Genomic DNA, 15,705 nt, shown 5'->3' with positions numbered 1-15,705 from the left:
AAAGTAGAGGTGAATTATGTCGTTTAACATTGCATTGAGTGGCATTTCTGCCGCACAGAAAGATTTAAACACCACGGCGAACAACATTGCGAATGCGAATACCATTGGCTTTAAAGAGTCGCGTGCTGAATTTGCGGATGTTTACGCTAATTCTATCTTTTCAAATTCTAAAACTGCTGTCGGTGGTGGTGTTGCAACGAGTCAAGTGGCCCAGCAATTCCATCAAGGCAGCTTACAGTTGACAAGTAATTCACTCGATATGGCAATTAAAGGTGGTGGTTTTTTTGTCACTGCTTCTGAAATAGGCAGTCTTGACCATTCATTTACTCGAGCAGGGGCATTTAAAGTCGATTCAAATAACTACATGGTTGATTCTGCTGGTAATTTTTTGCAGACATTCCCTGTGGATAAAGATGGTAATTCGACATCGGTAAGTTTGACTACAGCGAAACCAGTGCAGATCCCTGATACTGCAGGTAGCCCAGTAAAAACTGAAAATGTCAGTTTACAAATGAATCTAAATGCTAAGGAAAGTACCCTTGACCCTGCTGCATTCGATCCTTTAGACCCTAAGACGTACAATAATGTTACTTCAATGACAATGTATGACTCACTCGGTGAGCCACATATCATGACAACCTATTTTGTTAAGCCTAATGATGCCTCTTATAATGGAGAGAGCAATTGGGTGGCTTATTACGCTATTGATGGTAAACAAGTCGATCTAGCTGGTGCTGCTGGTACTTATCAAACGGATACTACGGGCGATGGTAACCCTGACTCAACCGGTACAGCGCAAACAACCGGCGGTTGGAAGGGCTCTGTACTTAAGTTCAATTCTGTTGGTGTCTATACCGGTAGTGATCCAGCGGTCGTTAAGACTGAGACTTTAGGTGTGGGTGGTGCAGGCGTTTTAGGTGCTGGAGCGGATGGAACTCAAGACTTAACAATTAAGTTTAATGCACCAACGCAATATGCTGCTCCTTTTGCGGCAACAGAGTTAACACAAGACGGTACGACGGTTGGTCGTTTAACTAACGTTGAAATTGGTGCTGATGGTTTAATTACTGCAAGTTACTCGAACGGTTCAACTGTGCCTTTAGCACGGGTTGCCTTGGTTCGATTTGCTAACGAACAAGGTTTAACACAAGTGGGTAATACGTCGTGGAAAGCCAGTTTGAATTCTGGCCCTGCTCTTGCTGGTGAGGCAAACAGTGGTACTTTTGGTAGCATCAGTTCATCGGCGTTAGAGCAATCGAATATCGATTTGACCACTGAACTGGTCGATTTGATTTCGGCGCAGCGTAACTTCCAAGCGAACTCTCGTACCCTTGAAGTGAACAACACACTGCAACAAACCGTATTACAAATCCGCTAATCATTACATTGTTTGACTAAGTGTTGCCGCCAGTGGCAACACTTAGCCTTAATCCTGCTATCAATTCACTTCATTTCCTTATTCTTCAATTCTATCAGTAAATTAAACGTCAACTTTATTGGCACGATGCTTGCTTTGCTATTGTCATGTAGAAAATTTGACGGAGCAGTCTGTGGACAAATTCCTTTATGTCGCCATGAGTGGCGCCAAGCAAAATATGAATGAGCTGGCGCTCCGTGCGAACAACTTAGCCAATGCTAATACCGACGGTTTTAAATCCGATATGGCACAAGCTCGCTCAATGCAAGCCTTCGGTGAAGGGTTGCCTTCCAGGGTGTTTGCGATGACAGAATCTCCGTCAGCAAATTTTCGCTCTGGTCCCATAAAAACCACTGGACGAGATCTCGATGTTGCCATTAAAGGCGATGGCTGGTTTGCCGTTCAGGCGAAAGATGGCAGTGAAGCCTATACCCGTTCAGGCAGTTTAAGTTTCGACTCTACGGGTTTACTACACAATGACAGGGGAAATCCTGTTATGGGAGATGCGGGCCCCATAGTGTTGCCGCTCCCTATTGAGAAGGTTTCAATTTCTCAGGATGGCATTATTTCTGTTCGACCTCAGGGCGCTACCGCTGAAGTGGTGGAAGAAGTTGGTCGCTTGAAACTCGTTAATCCCGGTAATGCGCAGATGATGCGTGGTGAAGATGGATTATTTCGACAAATGTCAGGAGAACCAGCACCAGCTGATCCTTTCGTCGCAGTTGAAAGTGGCGCAGTGGAAGGCAGTAACGTTAACCCTGTCGATGAAATGGTGTCTTTGATTGACCTTCAGCGTCAGTTTGAATTGCAAGTCAAGATGATGAAAACCGCGGAAGAGAATGATCGCGCTTCATCTTCATTAATGCGTATTAGTTAGGAGATAGATTATGCATCCGGCGTTATGGATTAGTAAAACTGGCTTAGACGCACAGCAAACTGACATTGCGGTGATCTCGAACAACGTGGCGAACGCTAGCACTGTGGGCTACAAGAAAAGTCGCGCAGTATTTGAAGATTTGCTTTACCAAACAGTTAACCAAGCGGGCGGTGTCAGCGCTTCTAACACTAAGTTACCTAATGGGTTAAACATAGGTGCGGGTACCAAAGTCGTCGCCACGCAGAAAATGTTTACCCAAGGCAACATGCTGACTACGGATAACTCATTGGATCTGATGATTGAAGGCCCCGGCTTTTTTGAAATCCAGCTACCCGATGGTACTGCGGCCTATACTCGAAATGGTCAGTTTACCTTAGACGATACGGGCCAGATTGTGACGCCAGGTTCTGGCTACTTGCTGCAACCCGCGATTACGATTCCTGACAATGCGACTAGTATTACCGTTTCCGCTGAGGGTGAAGTTTCAGTGAAAACCCCAGGTACAGCAGAGAACCAAGTTGTGGGTCAGTTGACTATGACGGATTTTATTAATCCATCGGGTCTGGATCCTATGGGACAAAACTTATATACGGAAACCGGTGCGAGCGGCACGCCCATTCAAGGTACCGCTTCGTTAGATGGCATGGGAGCGATTCGCCAAGGCGCCTTAGAAACCTCTAACGTTAACGTGACCGAAGAACTGGTGAACCTTATCGAAAGTCAGCGCATTTACGAGATGAACTCCAAAGTGATTTCAGCGGTAGATCAAATGCTGTCTTATGTGACTCAGAATTTATAGAGGCAAACATCATGGCTAGATATCTTGTGTTGGCCGTCGCGTTATTGCTTGCAGCCTGTAGCTCGACGCAAAAGAAACCCCTTGCGGATGATCCCTTTTATGCGCCGGTCTACCCAGAGGCTCCGCCGACAAAAATTGCCGCGACTGGCTCTATTTATCAAGACAGTCAAGCATCTAGTTTGTATTCGGATATACGTGCTCACAAAGTTGGCGACATTATCACTATCGTTTTGAAAGAGTCGACTCAAGCTAAGAAGAGTGCAGGTAATCAGATCAAAAAAGGCTCTGACATGAGCTTAGATCCCATTTTTGCTGGTGGTAGTAATGTGTCCATTGGCGGAGTGCCAATTGATTTACGTTATAAAGATAGCATGAACACTAAGCGTGAATCGGATGCGGATCAGAGCAATAGTTTAGATGGCAGCATCTCAGCAAACGTGATGCAAGTGCTGAATAACGGCAGCTTAGTGATCCGCGGCGAAAAATGGATCTCAATCAATAACGGTGATGAGTTTATTCGCGTCACAGGTTTGGTTCGCTCGCAGGACATTAAACCCGATAACACTATCGATTCAACGCGGATGGCAAATGCTCGTATTCAATACAGTGGCACAGGTACTTTCGCAGATGCTCAAAAAGTGGGCTGGTTAAGCCAGTTCTTTATGAGCGACTGGTGGCCCTTCTAAGGAGTCGTATCATGAAATATAAACTGGTGTTAGCCGTTGCCGTGCTAGTGTTTTCCCTACCTAGTCAGGCTGAACGAATTAAAGATATTGCCAATGTGCAGGGCGTACGCAGTAACCAGTTGATCGGTTATGGCTTAGTGGTTGGTTTGCCGGGAACGGGTGAAAAAACCAGTTATACCGAGCAAACCTTTATGACTATGCTCAAAAATTTCGGCATTAATCTTCCTGACAACGTCAAACCAAAGATTAAAAACGTTGCTGTGGTTGCCGTACACGCCGATATGCCAGCCTTTATAAAACCGGGTCAAGATCTTGACGTGACCGTATCTAGCTTAGGCGAAGCCAAAAGTTTACGCGGTGGCACCTTGCTACAAACCTTTTTGAAAGGTGTTGACGGTAATGTGTATGCCATAGCCCAAGGCAGCTTAGTGGTGAGTGGTTTTAGTGCAGATGGTTTAGATGGTTCAAAGGTCATTCAAAATACCCCAACAGTTGGCCGTATACCCAATGGCGCGATTGTTGAGCGCAGTGTGGCGACCCCATTTTCAACTGGCGATTATTTGACGTTTAACCTACGTCGTTCTGATTTCTCTACCGCACAACGGATGGCCGATGCGATTAATGAGCTATTAGGCCCTGATATGGCGCGTCCTTTAGACGCAACATCTGTTCAGGTCAATGCTCCGCGTGATGTATCACAACGGGTGTCTTTTTTAGCAACGCTTGAAAACCTCGATGTTATCCCAGCAGAAGAATCTGCCAAAGTGATTGTTAACTCACGTACCGGAACCATAGTGGTTGGGCAAAACGTGCGTTTACTCCCTGCGGCGATTACCCATGGCGGCATGACAGTCACGATTGCTGAGGCAACCCAGGTTTCACAGCCAAATGCCTTGGCTAATGGTCAAACAACCGTCACCAGCAATAGTACGATTACAGCGACAGAAAGTGATCGCCGTATGTTTATGTTTAATCCAGGCACTACGCTGGATGAGCTGGTTAGAGCGGTTAACTTGGTCGGTGCAGCACCCTCAGATGTGTTAGCAATACTGGAAGCGTTAAAAGTGGCAGGAGCTTTGCATGGTGAACTTATCATCATCTAATTTCTGTCGGGAAAATCATGGAAAAGCTTTCAAGTTCATCACATTTTCTTGACCTGGGCGGCTTAGATTCACTCCGCGCCCAGGCACAGAAGGATGAGAAGGGCGCCTTGAAAAAGGTCGCCCAACAATTTGAAGGTATTTTCGTGCAAATGCTGATGAAAAGTATGCGCGATGCCAATGCGGTTTTTAAGTCTGATAGTCCTCTCAATAGCCAATACACTCAGTTTTACGAGCAGATGCGCGATCAGCAGTTATCGGTCGATTTATCTGACAAAGGGGTATTGGGCCTTGCCGATATGATGGTGCAGCAACTCTCCCCTGAAACCAGTCATTTCACGCCAGCATCGGTATTGCGTGACGATGGCGGTATGAAAATGCTCCACGACGATAAAGCGCTTAATGTGCCTATGCAGAGTGCAGCCACTCCAGTGGTTGAACCCACAGTTGTTAATCATGGTGTCCCCGCTGCAATTGCTCGACCAGCATTTGAGTCCGATCGCGCCATGGATGCAAACTCATCAATGGATATTGATACGCCTCATCGTTTACTGGCGATTGATACACCTAAGCCAAGCTGGAGCGAACAGTCACTTTCTGTCGTTGAACCTGTGATTAGCGGCCAAGTTTTGCCGACGGCGGCCTTTAGGGAAACCCAGAAAATAGTCCGCTTCGGTAGTCGCGAAGAGTTTTTGGCGACCTTGTACCCACACGCTGAAAAAGCGGCAAAAGCATTAGGTACTCAACCAGAAGTATTGTTGGCGCAATCAGCGCTTGAAACTGGCTGGGGACAAAAAATTGTTCGCGGCAATAACGGCGCACCGAGCCATAACCTATTCAATATTAAAGCTGATCGCCGTTGGCAGGGCGATAAAGCGAACGTCAGCACCTTAGAATTCGAACACGGTGTGGCAGTGCAGCAAAAAGCTGACTTCCGTGTTTACAGCGACTTTGAACATAGCTTTAACGATTTTGTGTCCTTCATTGCTAATGGTGATCGTTATCAAGATGCGAAGAAAGTGGCAGCGTCCCCAACTCAGTTCATTCGAGCTTTGCAGGATGCGGGTTATGCCACAGATCCTCGATATGCTGAAAAAGTCATTAAAGTGATGCAGTCCATCAGTGAAGAGCTGAAATCAATTCTGCCAGGAGAAGACAAATGATGAACCTTACAACCCTGTTTGTTCATAGGAGTGTCAACTAATGGCCGTTGATCTGCTGAATATTGCGCGAACTGGGGTGCTTGCCTCCCAGTCGCAACTGGGTGTCACCAGTAATAACATTGCTAACGCCAATACCGCGGGTTACCACAGACAAGTGGCAACTCAGTCGACTCTTGAATCGCAGCGTTTAGGTAGTAGTTTTTATGGCACAGGAACTTACGTAAATGACGTTAAGCGAATCTACAATGACTATGCCGCAAGAGAGTTGCGCATTGGCCAAACAACGCTCAGTGCCGCCGAAGCCAGCTATGGTAAATTGAGCGAACTCGATCAACTGTTTTCTCAGATAGGTAAAGTGGTGCCACAAAGCTTAAATGGCCTGTTTGCAGGGCTGAATAGCGTGGCGGACTTACCCGCTGATTTGGGCATCCGCAGCTCAACCATAACGAATGCGCAGCAAGTTGCCAGCAGCCTGAATCAGATGCAGTCTTATTTGAATGGCCAGCTCGATCAGACTAATGACCAGATAACTGGCATGACTAAACGTATTAATGAGATAGGTACAGAACTCGCCAATTTAAATCTAGAGCTGATGAAGTCGCCGAATCAAGATGCGCAGTTGCTCGATAAGCAAGACGCACTCGTTCAAGAGCTGAGCCAGTACGCCCAAGTGAATGTCATCCCGCAAGAAAATGGCGCCAAGAGTATTATGCTCGGTGGCTCTGTGATGCTGGTTTCCGGTGAGATTGCCATGAGTATGGGAACTCAAGCGGGTAACCCATTTCCTAAAGAGTTACAGCTTAACTCAAGTATTGGCTCGCAAAGCGTTACAGTTGACCCAAGTAAACTTGGCGGTCAGCTAGGAGCCATGTTTGATTATCGTGACCAGACGTTAATTCCCGCAGGTCATGAGCTTGACCAATTAGCGTTGGGCGTGGCGGATAACTTCAACAAAATGCAAGCGCATGGCATTGACCTCAATGGGCAAGTCGGTGCCAATATCTTTAAAGATATCAACGATCCTATGATGTCCTTGGGTCGTGTAGCAGGTTTTTCTGATAATGCGGGTAATGCAACGTTAGGCGTTACCATAGATGACACCAGTTTATTAACTGGCGGTGCCTATGAACTGTCATTTACTGCGCCTGCAACTTATGAGTTGAGAGATACGGAAACGGGGGGGATAACACCGCTGACGTTAACTGGCTCGACGTTATCGGGTGGTGCTGGATTTTCAATTGACATAAAAGCAGGCGCAATGGCGTCGGGGGATCGTTTTGCCATTCGCCCAACAGCGGGCGCCTCAAATGGCATTGAAGTGGTCATGAAAGACCCTAAAGGCATTGCCGCCGCATCCCCAAAGATTACCGCTGATGCCGCTAACTCGGGTAATACTCAAGTTAAGTTGACTCAAATTGGCAATCGCAATGCCGCAAATTTCCCTGTGACGGGCAGTGAGTTGACGATAAAGCTCGACACTACTGCTGTACCTCCAACCTATGAAGCATTCGATGCCGCAGGAACATCACTTGGGGCTGCTACAACTTATACCCCACCGAGTATCAGCGCCTTTGGTTTTACCTTTGAAGTTGACAGCACAGCTGCAGCGGGTAATGACAGATTTACCTTCGATTTATCCTTCGCCGAGGGCGATAACTCCAATGCTGTCGCTATGGCCAAATTGAGCGAAAGTAAAGTGATGAATAATGGTAAATCGACCTTAGCGGATGTGTTCGAGAACACTAAGCTTGACATCGGCAGTAAAACGAAAGCGGCCGAAGTGCGTACAGGTTCGGCAGAGGCCGTGTATCAGCAAGCTTATGCGCGAGTAGAGAGTGAGTCGGGCGTGAATTTAGATGAAGAAGCTGCAAATTTAATGCGTTTTCAACAAGCTTATCAAGCCTCTGCGCGGATCATGACGACCGCACAGCAGATTTTTGACACCTTATTATCCTCAGTGCGTTAGGAGATTTAACTATGCGATTATCATCCGCGCAGCTCTTTAATCAAAGCATTACCAGTGTGCTGCAAAAGCAAACGGCGACCAGCAAAATTCTTGACCAATTGAGTAGTGGTAAGAAAGTCAACACTGCTGGTGACGATCCTGTGGCGTCACAGGGTATCGATAATCTGAATCAGAAAAATGCACTCGTCGATCAGTTCATTAAGAACATTGATTATGCAACGAATCGTCTTGCCGTTACGGAAAGTAAACTCGGTAGTGCTGAAGATTTAACCGGCTCGATGCGTGAGCAAGTTATGCGCGCGATAAACGGCACACTATCTGAAACTGAGCGGCAAATGATTGCCGATGAGATGAAAGGCAGCTTGGAAGAGTTGCTTTCTATTGCGAATAGTAAGGATGAATCTGGCAATTATATGTTCTCCGGTTTCAGTACCGATAAAGAACCTTTTGCTTTTGATAACTCGACGCCGCCTAAAATTGTGTATAGCGGTGATTCTGGCGTCAGAAATAGTTTAGTGCAAACCGGTGTGGCCATGGGGACAAACATCCCTGGCGATAGCGCGTTTATGAAAGCCCCCAATGGACTTGGTGATTATAGCGTCAATTATTTGGCCAGCCAGCAGGGTGAGTTTAGCGTTAAAACGGCAAAAATTGCTGATGCAGCAACTTATGTGGCTGATTCATATACGTTTAACTTCACTGATAATGGTGCCGGTGGTACTAACTTACAAGTGCTCGATTCTGCCAATAATCCCGTCGCAAACGTTGCTAATTTTGATGCAACCAATCCCGTTAGTTTTAATGGTATAGACGTTAAAATTGATGGAAAACCCAGCGCTGGCGATAGTTTCACCATGGAGCCGCAGGCCGAAGTCAGTATTTTCGATACGATCAGCAGTGCGATTGCATTAATTGAAGATCCTAATTCTGCCAACACTCCCCAAGGGCGAGCGCAGTTGGCACAGATATTGAATAACGTTGATAGTGGCGTCAATCAAATTAGTTCTGCCAGAAGTGTGGCGGGGAATAATCTGAAAGTTGTCGAAAGTTACACAGAGACTCATACCGAGGAGAAAGTGGTGAACACTTCAGCACTATCACTCTTGGAAGATCTCGATTATGCATCAGCGATTACGGAATTTGAAAAGCAGCAGCTTGCATTGAACGCAGTCTCTAACGTGTTTAGTAAGGTGGGTTCTGTTTCCCTGTTCGACTTTATTTAACAGAAAGCAAGTACCTATCCATCTGTAAGATAAATTGTTAAAAATTTAGCCAAGCTCCAAGCCTTGGCGGTATAACTAGGAAGAGGAACTCAACATGGCTATTACAGTTAATACCAACGTGACTTCGATGAAGGCACAAAAGAATTTAAATACTTCTAGTAGCGGTTTAGCGACCTCGATGGAACGTCTATCAAGTGGTTTGCGCATTAACAGCGCTAAAGACGACGCTGCGGGTCTAGCTATTTCTAACCGCTTGAACAGCCAAGTACGCGGTCTAGAAGTGGGGATGCGAAATGCAAATGATGCGATTTCAATTGCTCAAATCGCCGAAGGTGCGATGCAAGAACAAACGAACATGTTACAACGTATGCGTGATTTGACGATTCAGTCTGAAAATGGTGCAAACAGTTCAGCGGACTTAACAGCGTTGAAAGCTGAGATGGATCAGCTGGCGACAGAAATTGATGAAATTGGTAAAGCGACTGCTTTTGGTACCACGAAACTGTTAACTGGCTCTTTTTCAGCAGGCAAAACATTCCAAGTAGGCTCTCAAGATGGTGAAGATATTAAAGTTACTGTAAAAGCGAGTAATAAAACTTCATTGTCTGTAGCAAGTTTAACGAACGCAACATCTGCTAATCGAGCCTCATCCTTGGCTAAAATTGATGCCGCAATTAAAACTATTGATGCGCAACGTGCAGATTTGGGTGCTGTTCAAAACCGTTTAGCGCATAACATTAGTAATAGCGCAAATACTCAGGCAAACGTTGCTGACGCTAAGAGCCGTATCGTAGATGTCGATTTTGCAAAAGAAACATCGCAAATGACTAAGAATCAAGTATTACAACAAACGGGTTCTGCAATGCTTGCCCAAGCTAACCAGTTACCTCAAGTTGCACTATCTCTCCTTGGTTAATGCCATTGATGTGCAATGGTATTGATGTGCAATGGTATTGAAGTGCTTTTGCCTACTTGTTCTAGAATCTTCTAGGAAAGTAGGCAAAGTTTTTATTAAAGATAGTTATCTATTTGAAAAAATGATTATTTTTAAAAAGTTATTATTTTTTAAAAATAATCCTAAAGATAAAAAAGGTGCTGCCGTTAAATATACTGTAACCACTAAGACCCGCCTGGCTTAAGTAGACAGGCAAGTTCACAAGCCAGGTATAAAGAGGAAACGAATCATGGCCATTACAGTAAACACAAACGTCACATCATTAAAAGCTCAAAAGAATTTAAACACATCTGCAGGCGGTTTGGCCACTTCAATGGAACGTTTATCCAGTGGTCTACGTATTAACAGCGCAAAAGACGACGCTGCAGGTTTAGCAATTTCGAACCGTCTAAACAGCCAAGTGCGTGGTTTGGATGTAGGTATGCGCAACGCCAACGATGCAATTTCAATCGCCCAAATTTCTGAAGGTGCGATGCAAGAACAAACTAACATGTTACAACGCATGCGTGATTTAACGGTTCAGTCTGAAAACGGTGCAAACAGTTCTGCCGATTTAGATGCTCTTAAAAAAGAAATGGATCAGTTGGCTACTGAAATCGATGAGATTGGTAAAACAACTGCTTTTGGTACTACTAAACTATTAGCTGGTGGGTTTTCAGCCGGTAAGAGTTTCCAAGTGGGCGCACAAGACGGTGAAGACATTAAAGTTACTGTAAAAGCGAGTAATAAAACGTCATTATCAGTTGGTTCATTAACGAATGCTACTTCAGCTAACCGTGCATCTTCATTAGCAAAAATTGATGCAGCGATTAAGACTATTGACGCACAACGCGCTGATTTGGGTGCTATTCAAAACCGTTTAGCACATAACATTAGCAACAGCGCAAATACACAAGCAAACGTTGCTGATGCTAAGAGCCGTATTGTAGATGTTGACTTTGCGAAAGAAACATCACAAATGACCAAGAACCAAGTGTTGCAACAAACAGGTTCTGCAATGTTGGCACAAGCTAACCAATTACCTCAAGTGGCCTTATCACTACTGTAATATAAAGTAGTAAAGTCGATAAGTGATAAGGGAGGTTCGGCGACGGATCTCCCTTTGCCACATTAAAAGGTTAATTAAGCTTTATAGTGTATTTGTTTTTTAAGTTTAATTAAAACAATTACTTAATTTGCTGAGGTATGGCTATGGATATCAATATAGCAAGTTCACCTTCTATGATTCACAATAAGGTTGAATTAGCTCAAGTGCCGCTAAAAGCATCTGCTTCAGATGTGGATTTAAAGCGGGATACTGCGGTGTCGGCTATTGAACAAACTGTAGAACAAGATGCGGCTGATAATGAACTGAATCCGAGTAAGTTGACTCAGGTTGCCACAGAGTTGTCTGATATGATGTCTATGATGCGTAAGGGCTTAGCATTTAAAGTTGATGAAAATTCAGGGCAAGCTGTTGTTACTGTACTCGACCGAGATACTGGTGATGTTATTAGGCAAATGCCAAGTGAAGAAGCATTAGCTCTAGCTGAGAAATTATCTGAAGTCACTGGGCTTTTGATGAAAACAGAGGCCTAGATATACATTACTTGTAGTAATCGTTGAAGAGTGAGAGGTTTATATGGCATTAACTGCGACAGGCATGGGTTCTGGCCTTAAAATTAGTGAAATTGTGCAAGTTCTAGTCGATGCTGAAAAAACACCGAAAGAAGCGATGTTTAATAAAACAGAGGACAGCATTAAAGCAAAGGTTTCTGCTATGGGAACTTTAAAGAGTGCGTTGTCTACGTTTCAAGATGCCTTAAAAAAACTACAAACAGGCGATGCTCTTAATCAACGGAAAATCTCTGTTAGTAATGAAACTTATATAACTGCTACTGCGGACAAGACAGCTCAGGCAGGTAGCTATGGTATTAAAGTTGAGCAACTTGCGGTAAACCATAAAGTTGCAGGAACCAATGTTGCAGATCCTGCACTGCCAGTTGGTGAAGGAAGTTTAGATTTTGGCATTAATGGTAAGAGCTTTTCTGTTGATGTTTCTGCTACCGACTCACTTGCGGCTATTGCTAAAAAAGTTAATGAGTCATCAGATAATGTAGGTGTAACAGCAACTGTTATTACCAGTGATGCTGGCAGTCGATTGATTTTTAGCTCTAATAAGTCGGGTGAAGACAATCAAATCAGTATTACAGCTAATGACACGTCTGGAACTGGACTAAATGATATGTTTGGTGCGGGAAATATTTCCACGCTTCAAGATGCTAAAAATGCAATTGTTTATATAGATAATCAGCAAGTTACCTCACAATCTAATGAGGTAAAGAATGCCATTACAGGTGTGACGTTAAATTTAACTGATGCTGATGTTTCTAAAACGACTACGTTAAAAATTGAACAAGATGATGATGCGGTTAAGACCAATGTTAAAGCTTTTGTTGACGCTTATAATAGCTTAGCCACTGCCGTTGATAAGATGTCGTCCTATGATAAGGACAAGAAAACCGCAGCTGCATTACAGGGCGACTCTATGGTTCGCTCGATAGAATCTCAATTACGAAGCATATCGAGTGAGCGAATTGATACTGATGGTGGTAATTCGATTGCCCTATATGACATAGGCATTAAAACAGATAGATATGGTAAGTTATCTATTGATGATACTAAACTTGATAAAGTGCTTTCAGAGGATATGTCTAGTGTTGAGGCGTTATTTTCAACGCCCGATAAAGGGCTTGCCAATCGTTTTTATGATCTTGCTGACAGCTATGTTAAGTCACGTGGACTAATTGACTCTCGTCAAACCGGATATACCAATCAGCAAAGCCAAATCACAGATCAAAGAGAAGCCTTTAAGCTTAAAATGGATCAGTTAACAGCGCGTTTAACTAAGCAATTTAATGCGATGGATCTTGTAGTTGGCAAACTTAATCAACAGAGTAGTGGCCTCATTGATCGTATTAATTCACTTCCTGGTGCGGTTAAGAAAGGATAATAAACTTTAATGAGTAAGGGAGTTGTCAGTGCAACAACTTAATAAGCTTAATGCTATCTTGAGTGAAATCTTAAATAAATTGACTCAGATCCCTGCTGAAGAACCTCAAACTGATGAGTTGGTGTCGAATTTGCAAGTACTGGTTGGAGAGCGTCAACTTTTACTCGATGTATTAGTGGCTGATGCGAATATGACAGATGTTGAGTATCTTCAACGTCAACTTGACCTTACTCAAGAGTACACGAGTAAAGCAAGTGTTGTAATGGCTGATAGGCAAGCATTATTACATGCAGGTAGTAAAAATAAACGCCAGATTAGTGTTTATAAGACTATAGATTCAAATAGGTAGGTGTTTATGAGAGGTTCACTGCAATCATACCGTAAGGTTTCATTAGAAAGTGAAATTACTGTAGCTTCACCACATCGTATTATTCAGCTTATGTTTGCGGGAGCGCTACAACGTCTGGCGCAGAGTCGTCTTGCGATTGAACAAAATGATCTGTCTAATAAAGGTATGTATATTGGCAAAGCCATTGGGATTATTACTGGTTTAAACAATAGCTTAGATATGGATGCTGGTGGGCAGATAGCAAGAAATCTGAGCGATCTTTATGATTTCATGTTGCGTAAAATTTCTGAAGCTAACATCAATAATGATGTGAAAGCGATTGATGATGTATGTGAGGTTTTACGTACCATCAAAGAAGGCTGGGATGCGATTCCTGCAGATAAACATAATATTTCTGCGCATTCTGAAGCGGGTTAATATCTTATTTGGTGATTAAAAATAGACGCACTGGTTGCGTCTTTTTTTTGGCTTAAAGTCAAATATTTGACGTTTTTAGCTAGAATCATGGCATAAATGAACTAAAATCAATTCAGTTTGGCATAAACCTCATCTGAGGCTTGCTTCTCGTCTGCTGATAATACAATATTCATCACAGTAGTGATGGTGGCACAGATTGTTACATTGAATTTGTTAAGCTTTTACAGCAACTAATCATAAATAATTAATGCGAATTAATACATATTAGAGCTTTACGGCCTACTGAATGATGCAAACAGATCAACGAATTTTACTTATCGGCCCCCCATCAGAGCGATTAAATCGCCTGTGTTGCATTTTTGATTTTTTAGGTGAGCAAATTGCACAAATTGACGCCGAAAAATTAAGTGCTAGCCTCCAAGATACTCGTTTTCGAGCTTTAGTTATCCTAACTGATGTTATGGATGCTGATGCACTTAAAAACATCGCGGGTCAACATCCATGGCAACCTATGCTGTTGCTTGGCAACGTTGACGATCTGCAAGTGTCTAACATTCTTGGAAACATTGAGGAACCTTTAACCTATCCTCAACTCACCGAATTACTACACTTCTGCCAAGTATTTGGCCAAGTTAAACGCCCTCAAGTCCCCACAAGTGCGAATCAAACTAAGTTATTCCGAAGCTTGGTTGGGCGCAGTGATGGTATTGCCAATGTAAGGCACTTGATTAATCAAGTGGCGACATCTGAGGCGACTGTACTAGTACTGGGCCAATCGGGTACCGGTAAAGAAGTGGTCGCCCGTAATATCCATTATTTGTCTGAGCGCCGTGATGGCCCTTTTATTCCTGTTAACTGTGGTGCTATACCGCCAGAGTTGTTAGAGAGTGAACTTTTTGGTCATGAGAAGGGATCATTTACTGGGGCAATTTGTTCTCGTAAGGGCCGTTTCGAACTGGCGGAAGGTGGCACACTATTTCTCGATGAAATTGGTGACATGCCATTGCAGATGCAAGTTAAATTGCTTCGTGTACTGCAAGAACGGGTATTTGAGCGTGTTGGCGGCACTAAGACCATCAATGCCGATGTGCGCGTTGTAGCAGCGACACATAGAGATTTAGAAACCATGATCAGCGTGAATGAGTTCCGCGAGGATCTCTATTACCGCCTAAACGTATTCCCGATCGAAATGCCCGCGTTGTGTGATCGCAAGGACGATGTGCCTTTGCTATTACAAGAGTTGGTGAGCCGAGTCTACAACGAAGGCCGTGGCAAGGTGCGCTTTACGCAGCGTGCGATTGAGTCGTTAAAAGAGCATGCTTGGTCGGGTAACGTGCGTGAGCTGTCTAACTTAGTCGAACGCCTCACTATCCTATATCCGGGTGGACTGGTTGATGTTAACGACTTACCCGTTAAGTATCGCCATATCGATGTGCCCGAATATTGTGTAGAGATGAGCGAAGAGCAACAGGAACGTGATGCTTTGGCTTCTATCTTTAGTGATGAAGAGCCGGTTGAAATCCCTGAGACGCGTTTCCCAAGTGAGCTACCACCTGAAGGCGTGAACCTTAAGGATTTATTAGCAGAACTGGAAATCGACATGATACGTCAGGCGCTAGAGCTGCAAGATAACGTTGTTGCTCGCGCGGCTGAGATGCTAGGAATACGTCGTACAACGCTAGTAGAAAAAATGCGTAAGTACGGAATGACCAAAGACTAGTTTTCTATTTTATTGTTATATAAGTCGTTTTAACCTCTAAA

The 15,705-nt window shown here is 44.0% G+C and carries 15 protein-coding genes; all 15 read left to right on the top strand.

Translation table 11 applies throughout. From position 1 onward, the window contains the following. Nucleotides 1–16 precede the first annotated feature (16 nt). The 15 genes from flgE (at nt 17) to Q4Q52_RS06185 (ending at nt 15,664) form a co-directional block, all read left to right on the top strand. Nucleotides 17–1,378, top strand: coding sequence for a flagellar hook protein FlgE (gene flgE / locus Q4Q52_RS06255; RefSeq protein ID WP_311890017.1), 1,362 nt, complete (start codon nt 17–19; stop codon nt 1,376–1,378). A gap of 172 nt (nt 1,379–1,550) precedes the next feature. Next, entirely contained in the window at nt 1,551–2,294 is a 744-nt protein-coding gene (flgF, locus tag Q4Q52_RS06250) for a flagellar basal-body rod protein FlgF (protein WP_126491503.1), read from the top strand. A gap of 10 nt (nt 2,295–2,304) precedes the next feature. Further along, nucleotides 2,305–3,093 carry a flagellar basal-body rod protein FlgG gene (flgG, locus tag Q4Q52_RS06245; RefSeq protein WP_006085642.1) on the top strand — a complete coding sequence of 263 codons (789 nt, stop codon included), beginning with the start codon at nt 2,305–2,307 and terminating at the stop codon, nt 3,091–3,093. A gap of 11 nt (nt 3,094–3,104) precedes the next feature. Further along, nucleotides 3,105–3,779, top strand: a complete 675-nt coding sequence (gene flgH / locus Q4Q52_RS06240) for a flagellar basal body L-ring protein FlgH (RefSeq protein WP_006082421.1) — start codon at nt 3,105–3,107, stop codon at nt 3,777–3,779. An 11-nt stretch (nt 3,780–3,790) separates the two neighbouring features. Continuing rightward, nucleotides 3,791–4,882: a flagellar basal body P-ring protein FlgI gene (locus Q4Q52_RS06235; RefSeq protein ID WP_115334213.1), complete on the top strand. Its 1,092-nt coding sequence runs from the start codon at nt 3,791–3,793 to the stop codon at nt 4,880–4,882. A 17-nt stretch (nt 4,883–4,899) separates the two neighbouring features. Continuing rightward, nucleotides 4,900–6,042 carry a flagellar assembly peptidoglycan hydrolase FlgJ gene (gene flgJ, locus Q4Q52_RS06230; RefSeq protein ID WP_311990107.1) on the top strand — a complete coding sequence of 381 codons (1,143 nt, stop codon included), beginning with the start codon at nt 4,900–4,902 and terminating at the stop codon, nt 6,040–6,042. A gap of 40 nt (nt 6,043–6,082) precedes the next feature. Then, nucleotides 6,083–8,008 (top strand): flagellar hook-associated protein FlgK, encoded by a 1,926-nt coding sequence (gene flgK, locus Q4Q52_RS06225; RefSeq protein WP_311990106.1) that lies wholly within the window; start codon nt 6,083–6,085, stop codon nt 8,006–8,008. An 11-nt stretch (nt 8,009–8,019) separates the two neighbouring features. After that, nucleotides 8,020–9,231 (top strand): flagellar hook-associated protein FlgL, encoded by a 1,212-nt coding sequence (gene flgL / locus Q4Q52_RS06220; RefSeq protein WP_311897832.1) that lies wholly within the window; start codon nt 8,020–8,022, stop codon nt 9,229–9,231. 94 nt (nt 9,232–9,325) lie between these two features. Next, on the top strand, nt 9,326–10,147 hold the full coding sequence (locus Q4Q52_RS06215) for a flagellin (protein ID WP_311890010.1): 822 nt from the start codon (nt 9,326–9,328) through the stop codon (nt 10,145–10,147). Between the two features lie 268 nt (nt 10,148–10,415). Beyond that, on the top strand, nt 10,416–11,234 hold the full coding sequence (locus tag Q4Q52_RS06210) for a flagellin (protein WP_311890008.1): 819 nt from the start codon (nt 10,416–10,418) through the stop codon (nt 11,232–11,234). Between the two features lie 143 nt (nt 11,235–11,377). Then, nucleotides 11,378–11,764, top strand: a complete 387-nt coding sequence (locus Q4Q52_RS06205) for a flagellar protein FlaG (protein WP_311990105.1) — start codon at nt 11,378–11,380, stop codon at nt 11,762–11,764. Between the two features lie 43 nt (nt 11,765–11,807). Then, nucleotides 11,808–13,178, top strand: a complete 1,371-nt coding sequence (fliD, locus tag Q4Q52_RS06200; RefSeq protein WP_311990104.1) for a flagellar filament capping protein FliD — start codon at nt 11,808–11,810, stop codon at nt 13,176–13,178. Nucleotides 13,179–13,206: 28 nt separating this feature from the next. Beyond that, complete coding sequence (locus tag Q4Q52_RS06195) at nt 13,207–13,527, top strand: flagella biosynthesis chaperone for FliD, FliT (protein ID WP_311988496.1); 321 nt, start codon at nt 13,207–13,209, stop codon at nt 13,525–13,527. Nucleotides 13,528–13,533: 6 nt separating this feature from the next. Beyond that, a complete protein-coding gene (gene fliS, locus Q4Q52_RS06190; RefSeq protein ID WP_006082411.1) occupies nt 13,534–13,944 on the top strand; it encodes a flagellar export chaperone FliS in 411 nt (136 codons plus the stop codon). Between the two features lie 286 nt (nt 13,945–14,230). Continuing rightward, on the top strand, nt 14,231–15,664 hold the full coding sequence (locus Q4Q52_RS06185; RefSeq protein WP_011847309.1) for a sigma-54 dependent transcriptional regulator: 1,434 nt from the start codon (nt 14,231–14,233) through the stop codon (nt 15,662–15,664). Nucleotides 15,665–15,705: the final 41 nt, after the last annotated feature.

Source organism: Shewanella sp. SP1S2-4 (assembly GCF_031932075.1).
Taxonomy (GTDB): domain Bacteria; phylum Pseudomonadota; class Gammaproteobacteria; order Enterobacterales; family Shewanellaceae; genus Shewanella; species Shewanella baltica.
This window is presented reverse-complemented; position numbering and strand designations above follow the sequence as displayed.

Bases quoted from the DNA above. Each gene is read 5' to 3' on its own strand.
- flgE (WP_311890017.1), top strand. From the start codon at position 17: ATGTCGTTTAACATTGCATTGAGTGGCATTTCTGCCGCACAGAAAGAT.
- flgG (WP_006085642.1), top strand. From the start codon at position 2,305: ATGCATCCGGCGTTATGGATTAGTAAAACTGGCTTAGACGCACAGCAA.
- flgH (WP_006082421.1), top strand. From the start codon at position 3,105: ATGGCTAGATATCTTGTGTTGGCCGTCGCGTTATTGCTTGCAGCCTGT.
- Q4Q52_RS06235 (WP_115334213.1), top strand. From the start codon at position 3,791: ATGAAATATAAACTGGTGTTAGCCGTTGCCGTGCTAGTGTTTTCCCTA.
- flgJ (WP_311990107.1), top strand. From the start codon at position 4,900: ATGGAAAAGCTTTCAAGTTCATCACATTTTCTTGACCTGGGCGGCTTA.
- flgK (WP_311990106.1), top strand. From the start codon at position 6,083: ATGGCCGTTGATCTGCTGAATATTGCGCGAACTGGGGTGCTTGCCTCC.
- flgL (WP_311897832.1), top strand. From the start codon at position 8,020: ATGCGATTATCATCCGCGCAGCTCTTTAATCAAAGCATTACCAGTGTG.
- Q4Q52_RS06215 (WP_311890010.1), top strand. From the start codon at position 9,326: ATGGCTATTACAGTTAATACCAACGTGACTTCGATGAAGGCACAAAAG.
- Q4Q52_RS06210 (WP_311890008.1), top strand. From the start codon at position 10,416: ATGGCCATTACAGTAAACACAAACGTCACATCATTAAAAGCTCAAAAG.
- Q4Q52_RS06205 (WP_311990105.1), top strand. From the start codon at position 11,378: ATGGATATCAATATAGCAAGTTCACCTTCTATGATTCACAATAAGGTT.
- fliD (WP_311990104.1), top strand. From the start codon at position 11,808: ATGGCATTAACTGCGACAGGCATGGGTTCTGGCCTTAAAATTAGTGAA.
- fliS (WP_006082411.1), top strand. From the start codon at position 13,534: ATGAGAGGTTCACTGCAATCATACCGTAAGGTTTCATTAGAAAGTGAA.
- Q4Q52_RS06185 (WP_011847309.1), top strand. From the start codon at position 14,231: ATGATGCAAACAGATCAACGAATTTTACTTATCGGCCCCCCATCAGAG.